Raw genomic sequence first — 13545 nt, forward strand, 5'->3', positions numbered from 1 at the left:
ATCGCAGGCCCATGAGTGCCGGAAATGGAAGCGGCAAACACTGCTGCGGACGAGATCAACTGTTCGCGGCCGGGGCCTTTGCCTGCGGCTGCTTTTTACGCCGCGAGTTGCTGATCTCCCACCTTTTGTGGAACCACATCCATTGGCCGGGATCCTCGCGCACCCAGCGCTCGACCACGTCGTTCAGCATCTGGGTGGTGGCGTGGACGTCGACGCTGCCATCGGCGGTGCGCGGCAAGACCAGTTTGTCCTCGATCTCGAGGCGGAAGCGGTTGCCTGGCAATCTGATGCAACGCGCCGGGTAGACGTCGCAATCATAGTGACGGGCAAGCGTGCCCAGCACACGGTTGCTCTGGCAGGGGCGGCCGAAGAAGGTCGTGTCCAGGCCGTTGGAGAATTTCTGGTCGACAAGGACGCCGATATTGCCGCCGTTTTCCAGCACTCCGGCCAATGCGAACGAGGCGCCGGCCATCGACGGCAGCAGCGCCCCCATGGTCGAGCGCCGCGTCGAAAGGATGTAGTCGGCAAGGTAGGGGTTGTTCGGCGGACGAAACAGCGCCGTGATGTTCATGCCGAAGGTCGCCGCCGCCACCGGCAGCAGCTCGAAATTGCCGAGATGGCCGGTGAAGACGATGTGCGGCTGCTTCTCCGCGGCGATCTCGACGAAGTGCTCTATTCCCTTGACCTCGACGCGGCCGGGCTTGCTGGCGGCCGGGTCATAGTCGAACAGGGCGTCGAGGAAGATGTATTCGGCGGCAAGGCGGGCCATGTTGCCCCACATATCGGAGGCGATGGCCTGGATTTCGTCCTCGCTCTTTTCCGGATAGGCCTTGCGCAGATTGTCGATGGCGACCTGGTGGCGTCCGACCCTGGGACCAATGAAGCGCGCGACGCGGTCGGCGAAATTCAGCGCGCTGTCGACCGGCAGCAGGCGCAGCACCGAAATGATGATCATCGCCGCGCGGGCAACCAGCCAGTAGTTCAGCTGGCGCAGCTGCCTGCCATAGCGAAACCTGAGATCGCGGCGAAACTTCTTGAGCACCGAAGTCAAGGCCTCAGGCGACGCGCAGGATGATCTTGCCGAAAACGTCGCGGCCTTCCATGCGCTTCAGCGCGGCGTCGATATCGTCGAAGCCGACTTCGGTGTCGATGACCGGCGCGACCTGTCCCGCCGCCATTTTCTGCATGGCGTTGGCCATGTTCTCCATGCGGCAGCCGAAGGAGCCGAGCAGCTTCAATTGCTGCTGGAAGAGCTGCATCAGGTTGATTTGCGTCGACACGCCTGATGTCGAGCCGCAGGTCACCAGGCGGCCGCCGCGCTTCAGGCACAGCATCGAGCCGGCAAAGGTGTCGGCGCCGACATGTTCGAAGACGACATCGACGCCCTTCTTCTTGGTCAGCTTGCGCACGACGCCCTCGAAGCGGTCTTCGCGGTAGTTGATGACGTGGTCGGCGCCGAGCGCCTTGGCCTTGTCGATCTTGTCGTTGGAACCGACCGTGGTGATGATGGTGCAGCCCATCCGCTTCGCCAGCTGGATGGCCGCCGAACCAATGCCGGAGCCGCCGGCATGGACGAGGATGGTTTCGCCGGGCTGCAGTCTCGCATTGTCGAACAGCATGTGCTCGACCGTGCCGAAGGTGACGGGGGCCACCGCGGCGCCGATGTCGCTCACGCCGGGCGGAGCGGGGACCAGCAGGCGCGCCGGCAGGTTGATCTTCTCCTGGGCAAAACCGTCGAGATGGAAGCCGTGGACGCCGGAAACATGTTCACAGAGATTGTCGCGGCCTTCGCGGCAGGCGCGGCAAAGGCCGCAGGTGCGCGCGCCGTAGATCGACACCAATTGTCCGGGCAGCAGGCTGGACACGCCGGGACCGACCGCCTCGACCTCGCCGGAGGCTTCGGCGCCGACGACCAGCGGCAGCTTGCGCTTGGCGAAGGCCATGCCGCGCCAGCCCCAGACGTCGATATGGTTCAGCGCCACCGCCTTGATGCGCAGCGTGACTTCGCCGAGTGCGGGTGGCGGGGGAGGCGGCAGGTCCACCGTCTCAAGACGGCGGTCCTCTATAAGTTGCAGTGCGCGCATAAGGCCTGTCGGTTCTGTTCGAGCGGAAGTGGCTCGCTTAGACCGGTTCCCGCGCCATGACAAGGCAAGTGTTCTGGCCGCCGAAGCCGAAGGAGTTCGACAGAACGCTGCGAACCTCGGCATTGCGCTTCTTGTTCGGCACCACGTCGAGCACGATCGCCGGGTCGGGATTGTCGTAGTTGATGGTCGGCGGAATGACGCTTTCGCGCATCGTCATCAGCGAGAACGCCGCCTCGACGGCGCCCGCCGCGGATAGTGTGTGGCCGATCATCGACTTGTTCGACGAGACCGGCATCGAGCCGATGCGCTCGCCGAACACGGTCGACAGCGACAGATGCTCCATCTTGTCGTTTTCCGGCGTCGAGGTGCCATGGGCGTTGACGTAGTCGATCTCGTCCTTGCCGAGGCCGGCATCCGCAAGGGCGGCGCGAACCGCCGCGATTGCCGGCGAACCGTCGGGCTTGGAGCGGGTGCGGTGGAAATCATCGGCCTTTTCGCCGCAGCCGCGCAGAATGCCGAGAACCGTGGCGCCACGGGCAAGGGCTGCCTCCAGTGATTCCAGCACCAGCGCGCCCGAACCTTCGGCGAGGACAAAACCATCGCGGTCCTTGGAGAACGGTTTTGACGCCTTTTCCGGGATGTCATTGTGGGTCGACAGCGCCGACAGCAGCGAGAAGCGGATCAGCGCCTCGGCGGTCGCCGAGCCGTCGGCGCCGATCGACAGCGCCCGGTCGCATTCGCCGCGGCGGATCGCCTCGACGCCGAGCTGGATGGCGGTGGCGCCCGAGGCGCAGGCGGTCGACAGCGTGATCGGCAGACCACGCGTGCCGAACCGGTCGGCGAGCCTGTCGGCGATCGAGCCGAACTGGGTGGTCTCGAAGATGTCGAGTTCCTTCAATCCGCGCGCCACCCGCAGCAGCCTTTCGGCGCCGGCGTCCTGTTTGTCGGAATTGTAGAGCGAGAAGCGTTCGTGCCAGTCGAGCTCGACGGGCGGCGAGGCGAGGAAGAGGGGACCGCCGAAATCACTGGAATCGAGGCCGGATTCGGCCACGGCTTCATGCGCGGCGGTTTCGGCCAGCTCGTAGGTGAGGGGGCTGGCGCCCTTCGCGCTTGAGTCCAGGAAGTCGACCATACCAGAAATGCGGGTGTTGAGGTGGTCGACCGGAAAGCGGGTGATCGGGTGGATGCCCGACTTGCCCGAGGTCAGCGCCGCCCAATTGTCAGCCTTGCCGACGCCAAGCGAAGTCACCACGCCGATGCCGGTGACGGCGACGATGGGTCTGCCCATGTGATCTCTGAAATTGGTCATCGGGAAGCCCTCGAGCGGTTCATCTCTGCAACATGGCTGGCGCCGCCTTACGCCGACTTGACCAGCGCCATGCCCTCGAATTGGTGATAGCCGATCGCCGTTGCAAGGACGCTTGCGGGAATGCCTTCGAACGGCTTCTCGGCTGCGGCGTCAAAGACGGGGTAGGCGGCCTTGCGGTCGACGGCGAGTGCGGCAAGCGCCACGGCGAACGGAAACTGCGCTTCCTTCATGTGCCCGGTCAGCGTCGAGAAGCCGCGTGCGGCAATTGTCCCGACGGCATCGAGCGCTGTTTTCTCGGCTGATGTTGCCGCATGCGCGCCCGAGGCACCCGAAAGCGCCAGCAGCTTGCCGTTCGGCAGCGCCGCCCGGCTCAGCAAGCCGGCGATTTCGGCGTCGAGTTCTCCACGCGACCGCCTGGCCCGGCCGGAGACGACCGGTCCGAGCTCGGCATAGATTTTGCGCCCACGGCTTTCCGCGTGTTCACGCTGTTCCAGCACCAGGAAGGCGCCGCCGGAGCCGGAGACCACGCCGCCACCCTCGGCACCCTGCCTTTGCCAGACAGGCTTCCAGGGGCCGCGATGCAGATAGCCGGCAAGCTCGTAGCCGAGCAGCATGTCGGAATGTTCGGTCTGGAACGCGCCGCCGACCAGGACATGTGTGGACTGGCCCGAGCGGATGCGGGCAGCGGCCGTCTCGACGGCGGAAACACCTGCGCCTTCCTCGCCCATGAAGGTGCGCGAGGAGCCCGTCACCTTATGGACGATGGAGATGTTGCCGGCGAGCAGGTTGGAAAGCTGCGCCAGGAACAAGGTCGGCCGCAATTCGGTGGTCAGCTTCTCGTTGAGCAACACGTCGCGGTCGTTGCGGCTTTCCGAAGCGGCAAGGATGGCGGCATCGACCGCCTCGTCGCGCTCGCCGCCACCGGCGGCCACCACCATGTCCATGGTCGCGCAGAGCTCGTCATTGCCCTTGATACCGGCGTCATCGAGCGCAAGGCCGGCGGCATAGGTGCCGAGCCGTTGCCATGTCTCCATCTGCCGCTGGTCGCCGCGCTTGGCGATCTGCAGGTTCCAGTCGATCTCCGGCAGCGGATGAACGGTATAGGGCGCGAAGCGCGCGGCTTCGAGCACCGGCTGCAGGCCCGGTTGCGCGAGCTTCTGCCAGTGGGCGTCAGGGCCTTCTCCCAGCGAGGAGACAAGGCCGATACCAGTGATGACGACGTCGCGGGGGCTACTCATGGGCGGCTTTGTGGGTCAGGCGGCAAAGCGCGTCAAGGTTGCGCGCTCAACTGATGTCAGGCGGTCTTGGCGGCGACCAGCGCGTCGATCTTGGCGCACAGGTTCTTCATGACGAAGTAGTCGTCGGTCGAAGCCTTGCCGTCATTGACTTCCTGGGTCCACTTTTCCAACGGCACCTTGATGCCGAATTCCTTGTCGATGGCAAAGACGATGTCGAGGAAATCGAGGCTGTCGATGCCGAGATCGTCGATCGTGTGGCTCTCGGGCGTGATGGTGTCGATATCGATCTCGCTGGTGTCGGCAATGATCTTGGCGACTTTGTCGAACGTGGTGGACAAGGGCTTTTCCTTCTTTGCGGGCGGAATCTGTCCGCATCCTGTTTGGGCGCTGTCTAATCGGTTTTTCCCGGCAGGAAAAGGCCTGATAGTCCGGGCGCAGATGGGAAGCGTGCCCAAGAAACGCAAGAAGGGCCGCCGGTCAACCCGGCGGCCCTTCCCATTACGTCAGGTTAGTCTCGGTTTCGATGCATGTCGTTTTCCCAAAACCGGAAACCATTTTTGGGCGACATGCATCAGCTGTCACGGAGCTTGACCAGGTCGTTCAGCAGCCCGCCCGTTCCGTTGTGGACGGTCAGCCGCTCGACCTTGCCGGCGATGGTTTCCAGAGCCTCGAGCTCCTTCAGCCGCAGCATCACCGGGTTCTCCGCCATCACCCTGGCCGTGTTGAGGAGGGAACGCGTGGCGTTCGTCTCCTCGCGGCGGCGGATGATGTTGGCCTCGGCCTGCTTTTCGGCCGAAACCACCTGGTTGAGGATCTCGCGCATCTCGCCCGGCAGGATCACATCCTTGAGCGCGATATCGCTGACCTCGACGCCGATCTCGGCCATGTCGGCACGGACCTTGGCAGCGGCTTCCTCGTCGACCGTCACCTTCTTTTCAAGGATCTGGTCGAGCGTCAGCGCGCCCAGCGTCTTGCGGAAGGCGTATTGCAGGGCGCGATAAAGGGCCTCGGAGAAGTCCTTCACGGCGCTCACCGCCTTGACCGGGTCAACGACCCGGTATTCGGCGGCGATGTTGACGCGGATCGTCACGCGATCCTTGGTCAGCACTTCCTGCCCGGCGACATCGAGCGACTGGCGCTTGAGGTCGACGACCTTCACCTGCACCATGCGTCCGACGTTCCAGAAGCCATGCACGCCCGCGGCAAGCGTCCGCACCAGGACACCGTCGACGAACAGCAGCCCCGCCTGGCCATCGACGACCGGATGGACCGACATCAACTCCGCCTTCCGGGCCTGGCCGAGCCGGCGCATGACCGCCGGATCGATGGCGAGATCGGCCGACGCGTCGATCACGGCCACCGTCCACGGCCCGGCATCCGTCCACAGCACCAGCTTGCGGTCCGGCGCCAGCACGGCATGCAGATTGCCGTCACGCTCGATGATGGCGACATCCGTGCGCCCGGTGCGAACGACGGTGAAATGACGCGCGGCCACATCCGGGAGCTTGTCGAACAACGCCTTCTCGTATGCCGAAACGAATTCCGGGTTCTTCAGATCGTGCCTTGACACTTCCAGGCTCCCGCGCCGGTTGGCGAGCCAGTGCTCGCCCGGCATCAGGACGGCCTTGATCTCACCCTTGTGGAGGGTGAGGGCACGTTCGTTTTCCCTTACGAGGACGCGCTCGCGTCCAAGAACCTTGTCGAGAACAGTCATTGTATTACTCCTGTCGGGCATGGCCCCATGCGAGGCGTCAACTCATGCGTCGATCTTCCCTTCGTTTCTCGTTTCACATCGTCTTCCGGCACGAATGATCCGGGGACCGGTGGCATCGATCCGTGGCGGGCCCTCGGGAGCGGATCGCGGGGCAGCGAAGCGGGCGCCGGAGGCCGAAGCCTCCCTTGCCGGCGACGATGCGCCTTGACCATCACCGCGGACCTGGCCGCGAGCCGATGGCGTCGGACCTTTCGAAACGGCCTTGGCCCGAAGGCTTCGGCCGTCCGTCAGGTCTTCAGCATTCCGGTTCCCGGACCGTTTTCTGGATAACACCACCCAAAGGTGTCGGCTTATCAGGCCGTTGGAGAAGGAATCGAACCTTCGACAGTCAGATTAACAATCTGATGCTCTAACCAAACTGAGCTATCCGTGGTGCAGACAGCAGGATTCGAACCTGCGACCTCCGGATCCAAATCCGGCGCTCTCCCAGACTGAGCTACATCCGCGATCCCAATCCCCAAAGCGGCGCCGTATACAGGGCGGCAATGCCGCCTGCACGGGCGGAGACGAAAGCTCCAACCGTTGTGCTCACTTCGGTTCTCGTGACCGGGAGCGCGGCTATAGAGCCTGCGACGGGTTGTCGCAAGCGGCATTGTTGCGGCCAATTCGTGGCTTCGTTCAGCAGTGGTATTTCGGCAACACTCGCATCCAACGTTGGAGGCGCGGATCGGTTCGTTAGAAGGTGACGCGGCCGAGCACGCGCAGACCGTCGCCTTGCGGCTCGACCACCACGGCTTCGCCTTCGCGCGGGGAAACACCGGTCAGCGCCACGATGTCTTCCAGATGGGTGACCATGACCAGATTGTCGGAGCCGGAATAGGCGCGGATTTCCTTCATGATGGCGGCGATCTGTGCTGCCTTCTGCGCATCGTCGCCCTTCAGGAGATCGAGCGGGGCGAACAGTTCCGGTTCGGCCTCGAAGGCGATACGCGCGGTGTCGAGGCAGCGGCAGTAGCGGCTGGACAGCACGCGTTCGATCGGCGCGGCGCGGGCGGCAAACAAGGCGCCGATCTTGCTCGCCTGCTGCTTGCCGCGCGCCGACAGATTGATCTGGGTGGCGCAGCTGTCGATGTCGAAATTGGCGGGGTCGGAGGTGCCGGTGACCATGGCATGGCGCAGCAGCACGACATGGCCGCCATCGCGCAGCAGCGCCCAGCCGGCATCCGTGGCATGGGCCGCGACGGGAACGACGAACAGCAACAGGGCCAGGGCAAATCGGATCATCGCAGTCCTTCAGGAGCCCGTCATCGGGTTCCGGTCATTCGCATATAGGGATCGGAACCCCGGCACAAAGACAAGCGGGCGTTGCAGACGTCCCAGCCTCACTTTTTGGCGATCTGCTTCTTCACCAGATCGATCTTCTGGTCGGTAAGCGGGATGGGGACGGTGTAGCCGGCTTCGGTAAAGCCCTGCTTGGCATTCTCGAAGAACGCGATAGCCCTGAGATACTCGGCCTTGCCGCCGCCATAGCTGGCGCGGTTCCAGTGGATGTCGCCGAGATTGTTCTGCTCGAAGGCCCACTGCAGGGGCTGGCTTTCCCTGGTGAAGACCTTCAGCGTTGCCGTGAAAGCCGCCTCGGCCTCGTCGAGATATTTTCCGGTCCGTTCGATATTGCCGAGATTGAGCAGGCTCATGCCGATGCCGTTCTGGGCGTTGGCCCAGTCGACGGGTGCGGTCTCGATGGTCAGCACTTCGAGTGCTGCCCGCCGCGCGGCGATCGAATCCCGCAGGATTTTGGGATCGGCATTGCTCATGCTGAGCCAGTGCAGCGTCGAGCCGAGGCCGGCCTGGGCCAGCGCCCATTGCCGCGGGTTTGTCTCGCGCTTGTACTCGCGCAACGCATTGCTGTAGGCGTCGACTGCCTCCCTGTAGTGCTCGGGCTTGTCCGTCACGCCGCCAAGCAATTGCAGCGTGTTGCCGAGATTGTAGTAGCTCATGGCCCAATCCTGCGGGAATTTCCGCCTGACATAGACCTGCCGCGCCGCCTGGAATGCTGCCACCGACTGTTCGAGCCTGGCCGCGTCGCGGGTCCGCTGGCCAAGCGTCTGGTAGATCGAGCCGAGATTGTTCTGCGCCGACGCCCAGTCCATCGGGAAGCGCTGCCGGGTAAACACCGTCAACGCATCGTCATAGGCCGCGGCGGCATCTTCGAGCGTGTCGGTGCCCATGTCGAAGCGGGCGACGCCGCTCAGCGCGTTGCCGAGGTTGAGCCGGCTGGTCGCCCAGGAGACCGGGAAGGTCTCACGGGTTCGCACCTTCAGCGCGGCGCGGAAGGCATCGGCCGCCTCGTTGATCTTGGCCTTGTCGTTGAGCTGGATGCCAAGCGTCACCAGCGTGTTGCCGAGATTGTTCTCGACCATCGCCCATTCCACGGGGGCTTTCTCGCGCGTGTACTCTTCAAGCGCCAGCCGGTAGGCGGCTTCGGCGTCCTTCAGATGCTCGCCGGCGGGTTCGCGCTGGGAGAGCGCATAGAGCGCGAGGCCGAGATTGTTCTGCGAAGCGGCCCAGTCGAGCGGCAGCTTGTCGCGCGGGCGCTTTTCCAACGTGGCGCGCATCGCCGCCACTGCCTCATTGAGCCGCTTCGGGTCGCTCTCGCGTTCGCCGATCTTCAAGAGGACATTGGCGAGGTTGTTTTGCGCCGCCGCCCAGTTGGGGTCGTCCTTCTCGCGCTCGAAGACGACGAGCGAATCGCGGAAGATCTGCGCGGCTTCTTCCAAATGCGCGGTCTCGGTCTCGCGCTCGCCGATGGTCTGCAGCACCACCGCCATGTTGTTGCGGGTGATGGCCCAATCCTTGTTCTGCTCGCCATTGGGAATGAAGTTCAGGATAACGTGATAGGCTTCGATCGCGTGCTGCAGTGCATCGAGATCGCCGGTGGCGGAACCGTGGGCGTTGAGTGCCTCGGCTTCCTGATTCTTGTAGTTCCAGCGCAGCTTGTCGTCCCATTTCTCGACCAGCGAGAAGGCCTTGGCATAGTCGTTGGCGGCGGATTTGTAGTCGAAGACCAGCGCTGCGGCGTCGGCGCGCTTGGCATAGATGGCGGCGTCGGCGATGCGCTTCTGCCTGACCAGTTCCTCGGCCTCGTCGACCGCACCGCTGTTCTGCTCGACCCTGCCGACCGCATCGTCGAGGAATTTGCGCGCCGTCACCATCGCTCCCTGGCCGATGGCCTTGTCGGCCGAGGCAACCAGCCGCTTGATCTCGGGATCGTCGGTGCGCAGTGCCGCGCGCTCGGACATCATCTTCTTCAGGCGCTCGGCCTGGGCGTCGAGCACGTTCTGCAGGTCGGTCGGATCCTCGGGGATCTTGTCCGTGCCCAGCGCCCTCAGCACGCCATAGAGCGCGTCGAGCGGCACGCCGTCCTGCAGCGAGGCCAGTTCCACCTGCGCCCGCTTCGGGTCGGGCAGGTCGGAGATGGTCAAGAGCAGCTGCCGCCTTTCGCCGGTGATCAGCCCGTCGTCACCGGTCGGCTCCGGCGGCGCGATGCCGAAATAAAGCAGCCGGCGCAGGCTTTCGTTGACCCAGGGGCGCTGCTTGGCCTTGGTGTCGAGATAGACTTCCTCGGTCACCATGCGCATGACGGAGCCGAACTCCGTGCCTTTCATCGCCGCGAGGTGGCGCAGCAGGGCGGCGGCATAGGGGCTGTTTTCGCCGGCCGCTCCGTCCAGCGCCGGGCGACCCGGTTCGGCGGCAAAGCCGACCACCGTGCCCAGGCTCGCATCCTGCGCCGACGCATTGGCAAGCGCCTTGGCGCCGCGCACCGGTTCCAGCCCGCCAGCGCCGATCGGCTCGGCGGAAGCGGTCGGCGCCCGGCGCACCAAAGCGTCCGCCGGAAACGGATTGGTGCGGCAGGCATCGAGCAGCATGATCGTCACCGGCACCGTCTTTTTCAACTCGTCCATGACGGCGGAAATCGGCACCAGCGCGTTATCGGCATCCCTCAGCGACGAGATGTCGGCATCGACCGGAACCAGATAATTCTCGCCGCCGGCCTCGATGCCGTGGCCGGAGTAATAGATGAAGGCGACGTCGGCTCCCTCGGCATCCTCGACGAAACGTTCGAGGTCGCGCTTCAGCTTGGCGGCATCGCGATCTGTGACGTTGCGGGCGTCGAAGCCGAGGTCGGTCAGCATCTTGGCCATGTCGCGGGCGTCATTGGCCGGGTTGGGCAGGGCGGCGATGTGCAGGTAATTCGACTGGCCGATGATCAGCGCCACGCCCTTGAGGCTTTTCGTCTCGGCCAATGCAAACGCCGTCGCGGCAAGACAAAATAGCGCGGCGACGAAAGCCGTCAGCCACACACGCGCAAGAAGGTTGCGTCCTGAGGTTTCGACAAAGGTCATTTGTCGTTCGTGCCCGCCCTGATACTCCAAACCCTCTATAACGCTGCCAGCCTACCATGATCAAATTCGGGCGCGATTGCGCCGCGCGCGTGGCTCGCCTATCCCTGAAAAATGTCTCTGCTTACAGAAACCGTGCTTTTCGTCTTCAGCCTGGTCGCGCTCGGCTATCTCGCCGGGTTGACCGGCTATCTCAGACCGGCGAGCGGCGAGGGGATATCGGATTTCGCGGTCTCGGTGGCGATGCCACTGCTTCTGTTCCAGACCATGGTGAAGGCCGATTTCCACGGCGTCGCGCCGTGGCCGTTGTGGGGCGCTTATTTCACGGCGGCGGCCATCACCTGGGCCGCCGGCCATCTCGTCACCACGCGGATATTCGGGCGCGACGCGCGCGCCGGTGTCGTCGGCGGCGTGTCGTCGGCCTATTCCAATGTCGTGCTGCTGGGCGCTCCGTTCATCCTTGGCATATTCGGCCCGAGCGGCTTCGAAGTGCTGTCGCTGCTGGTCTCGGTGCACCTGCCGGTCATGATGATGGCCTCGATCGTGCTGTTCGAGATGTTCGGCCGGGGCGGTGGCGAACATGTGCATCCGCAGCGGGTGCTGCGCAGCTTCTTGCGGCGGATGTTCATCAATCCGCTTATCATCGGTATCCTCCTCGGCCTGGCATGGCGGCTGAGCGGCGTGCCGCTGCCCAGCCTCGTCATGCGGCTGGTCGATGCGCTGGCCAACACGGCAGGGCCGGTGGCGCTGTTTGCCATGGGGCTCAGCCTGCGCCGCTTCGGCATCTCCGGCAATGTCCGGCCGGCGCTGGCGCTTTCGGCGCTGAAATTGTTCCTGATGCCGGCGCTGGTTCTCGCCTTCGTCTGGCTGCTCGGCCTGCCGCCCCTGACCGCCAAGGTGGCGGTGGTGGTGGCGGCCCTGCCGTCGGGCATCAACTCCTATCTCATCGCGGTACAGTTCAACACGGGCCAGGCGCTGGCATCGAACCAGATGACCATCGCCACCGCCTCCGCCGCCGTTACCACGGCTTTCTGGCTGACGATTGTCCTGCATGTCTTCGGCTAGACCATGCGCAAATCGAGGCGAGGCGGCAAAGCTTGCTCTCGTCCTGGGCTGGCCCAACCCCTATATGCCATCTTGCGATTGCTTGCGGGCCTTGCCCTAGGTAAAGAGCAGTGGCTCCGGCGTGCCGGCTTCAATTCATGGCGCACGCTCACCGAAGATTTCACAGACCGGCCCGTCAGTGCGCCGAACGGAGGATAGACCATGCTTCAGAAAACCAGCCATTTCATGCGGCAGGCCAATCTCATCAACGGCGAATGGGTGCAGGCCGACAGCGGCCAGACGGTCGACGTCAACAACCCCGCCACCGGCCTCAAGATCGGCACCGTGCCGAAGTCGGGCAAGGCCGAGACCCGCCGCGCCATCGAGGCCGCGGACGCCGCCTTCAAGACCTGGCGCAAGACGACCGCGCTCGAGCGTTCGAAGCTCTTGCGCAAGCTGCACGACGCGATGATGGACAATCAGGACGTGCTCGCCGAGCTCTTGACCATCGAGCAGGGCAAGTCACTGTTCGAATCGAAGGGCGAGATCGGTTCGGCCGCGGCCTACATTCTGTGGTTCGCCGAGGAAGGCCGCCGCACCTATGGCGACGTCGTGCCCTCGCCATGGGCGGACCGCCGCATCCTGGTGACCAAGGAACCGGTCGGCGTCATCGCCGCCATCACGCCGTGGAATTTCCCGTCCTCGATGCTGGCCCGCAAGCTCGGTCCGGCGCTCGCCGCCGGCTGCACCGCCGTGGTGAAGCCCGCCTCGCAGACACCTTACTCGGGCCTCGCCTGGGGCGCGCTTGCCGAGGAAGTCGGCTTCCCCAAGGGCGTCGTCAACATCCTGACCGGTTCGGCCAGCGAGATCGGCGACGAGATCTGCGCCAATCCGCTGGTGTCGAAGATCACTTTCACCGGGTCGACCGAAGTCGGCAAGCTTCTCATCCAGAAGTCGTCGGTCACCGTGAAGAAGGTGTCGATGGAGCTTGGCGGCAACGCGCCGTTCATCGTCTTCGACGACGCCGATATCGACCGTGCCGTCGCCGGCGCCATCACCGCCAAGTACCGCAATTCGGGCCAAACCTGCGTCTGCACCAACCGCTTCCTCGTCCAGGCCGGCGTCTATGACAGGTTCGTCGAGAAGCTGGCTGCGGCCAGCAACGGGCTGAAGGTCGGTTCCGGCCTCGAGGAAGGCGTGCAGCAGGGACCGCTGATCGACGAGAAGGCGGTCGAGAAGGTGGAAGAGCTGATCGCCGACGCCACTGCCAAGGGCGGCAAGATCGTCGCCGGCGGCAAGCGTCATGCGCTCGGCGGTTCGTTCTTCCAGCCGACGGTGATCGCCAATGCGACGCCCAAGATGCGCTTCATGAAGGAAGAGATCTTTGGCCCGGTCGCCCCGGTGTTCAAGTTCGAGACCGAAGCGGAAGCCATCGCGCTCGCCAACGACACCGAATTCGGCCTTGCCTGCTATTTCTACACCGGCGATCTCGGCCGCGCCTTCCGCGTCATGGAGGGGCTGAAATACGGCATGGTCGGTGTCAATGAAGGCCTGATCACCACGCCGGAGGCGCCGTTCGGCGGCGTCAAGGAATCGGGCCTCGGCAAGGAAGGCGGACATCAGGGCATCGAGGATTACCTCGATACCAAATATGTCTGTATCGGCGGCCTCGGCCTCTGATACTTTATCCCCGAGGTCGACGGGCCTGGCCCGTCGACCTCGGGTTGAGAAAACCTGCCGAAATCCTTTGGATCAA

The 13545-nt window shown here is 64.3% G+C and carries 10 protein-coding genes and 2 tRNA genes; 2 read left to right on the forward strand and 10 right to left on the reverse strand.

The genetic code is table 11. The features are described from left to right. Nucleotides 1-55: 55 nt before the first annotated feature. The 10 genes from D3242_RS06145 to D3242_RS06190 all read right to left on the reverse strand — a co-directional run bounded on the left by D3242_RS06145 (nucleotide 56) and on the right by D3242_RS06190 (nucleotide 10748). Complete coding sequence (locus D3242_RS06145) at nucleotides 56-1042, reverse strand: lipid A biosynthesis lauroyl acyltransferase (protein WP_064984325.1); 987 nt, start codon at nucleotides 1040-1042, stop codon at nucleotides 56-58. 13 nt (nucleotides 1043-1055) lie between these two features. Next, nucleotides 1056-2084, reverse strand: a complete 1029-nt coding sequence (locus D3242_RS06150) for a zinc-binding dehydrogenase (RefSeq protein WP_019858646.1) — start codon at nucleotides 2082-2084, stop codon at nucleotides 1056-1058. A gap of 37 nt (nucleotides 2085-2121) precedes the next feature. Next, complete coding sequence (locus tag D3242_RS06155) at nucleotides 2122-3393, reverse strand: beta-ketoacyl-ACP synthase (protein WP_027046938.1); 1272 nt, start codon at nucleotides 3391-3393, stop codon at nucleotides 2122-2124. A 47-nt stretch (nucleotides 3394-3440) separates the two neighbouring features. Beyond that, complete coding sequence (locus D3242_RS06160; RefSeq protein WP_019858644.1) at nucleotides 3441-4631, reverse strand: beta-ketoacyl-ACP synthase; 1191 nt, start codon at nucleotides 4629-4631, stop codon at nucleotides 3441-3443. Between the two features lie 56 nt (nucleotides 4632-4687). Continuing rightward, nucleotides 4688-4969, reverse strand: coding sequence for an acyl carrier protein (locus D3242_RS06165; RefSeq protein ID WP_010909964.1), 282 nt, complete (start codon nucleotides 4967-4969; stop codon nucleotides 4688-4690). A 233-nt stretch (nucleotides 4970-5202) separates the two neighbouring features. Further along, entirely contained in the window at nucleotides 5203-6345 is a 1143-nt protein-coding gene (locus D3242_RS06170; RefSeq protein WP_064984080.1) for a slipin family protein, read from the reverse strand. 361 nt (nucleotides 6346-6706) lie between these two features. Then, nucleotides 6707-6774, reverse strand: a tRNA-Asn gene (locus tag D3242_RS06175). A 1-nt stretch (nucleotide 6775) separates the two neighbouring features. Then, nucleotides 6776-6851, reverse strand: a tRNA-OTHER gene (locus tag D3242_RS06180). Between the two features lie 229 nt (nucleotides 6852-7080). Continuing rightward, a complete protein-coding gene (locus tag D3242_RS06185) occupies nucleotides 7081-7629 on the reverse strand; it encodes a histidine phosphatase family protein (protein ID WP_019858642.1) in 549 nt (182 codons plus the stop codon). A 98-nt stretch (nucleotides 7630-7727) separates the two neighbouring features. Continuing rightward, nucleotides 7728-10748, reverse strand: a complete 3021-nt coding sequence (locus D3242_RS06190) for a caspase family protein (RefSeq protein WP_064984081.1) — start codon at nucleotides 10746-10748, stop codon at nucleotides 7728-7730. Between the two features lie 111 nt (nucleotides 10749-10859). Here D3242_RS06190 and D3242_RS06195 point away from each other — a divergent pair, with 111 nt between their 5' ends. Further along, nucleotides 10860-11810, forward strand: a complete 951-nt coding sequence (locus tag D3242_RS06195) for an AEC family transporter (RefSeq protein ID WP_064984082.1) — start codon at nucleotides 10860-10862, stop codon at nucleotides 11808-11810. Nucleotides 11811-12011: 201 nt separating this feature from the next. Further along, nucleotides 12012-13469, forward strand: a complete 1458-nt coding sequence (locus D3242_RS06200) for an NAD-dependent succinate-semialdehyde dehydrogenase (RefSeq protein WP_038647332.1) — start codon at nucleotides 12012-12014, stop codon at nucleotides 13467-13469. Nucleotides 13470-13545: the final 76 nt, after the last annotated feature.

Origin of the sequence: Mesorhizobium jarvisii, assembly GCF_003601985.1 — a bacterium.
Classification (GTDB): Bacteria; Pseudomonadota; Alphaproteobacteria; order Rhizobiales; family Rhizobiaceae; genus Mesorhizobium; species Mesorhizobium jarvisii.

What these genes read in the sequence shown, in the direction of transcription:
- D3242_RS06150 (WP_019858646.1), bottom strand. Translation starts at nt 2,084, where the DNA reads ATGCGCGCACTGCAACTTATAGAGGACCGCCGTCTTGAGACGGTGGAC.
- D3242_RS06155 (WP_027046938.1), bottom strand. Translation starts at nt 3,393, where the DNA reads ATGACCAATTTCAGAGATCACATGGGCAGACCCATCGTCGCCGTCACC.
- D3242_RS06160 (WP_019858644.1), bottom strand. Translation starts at nt 4,631, where the DNA reads ATGAGTAGCCCCCGCGACGTCGTCATCACTGGTATCGGCCTTGTCTCC.
- D3242_RS06170 (WP_064984080.1), bottom strand. Translation starts at nt 6,345, where the DNA reads ATGACTGTTCTCGACAAGGTTCTTGGACGCGAGCGCGTCCTCGTAAGG.
- D3242_RS06185 (WP_019858642.1), bottom strand. Translation starts at nt 7,629, where the DNA reads ATGATCCGATTTGCCCTGGCCCTGTTGCTGTTCGTCGTTCCCGTCGCG.
- D3242_RS06190 (WP_064984081.1), bottom strand. Translation starts at nt 10,748, where the DNA reads ATGACCTTTGTCGAAACCTCAGGACGCAACCTTCTTGCGCGTGTGTGG.
- D3242_RS06195 (WP_064984082.1), top strand. Translation starts at nt 10,860, where the DNA reads ATGTCTCTGCTTACAGAAACCGTGCTTTTCGTCTTCAGCCTGGTCGCG.
- D3242_RS06200 (WP_038647332.1), top strand. Translation starts at nt 12,012, where the DNA reads ATGCTTCAGAAAACCAGCCATTTCATGCGGCAGGCCAATCTCATCAAC.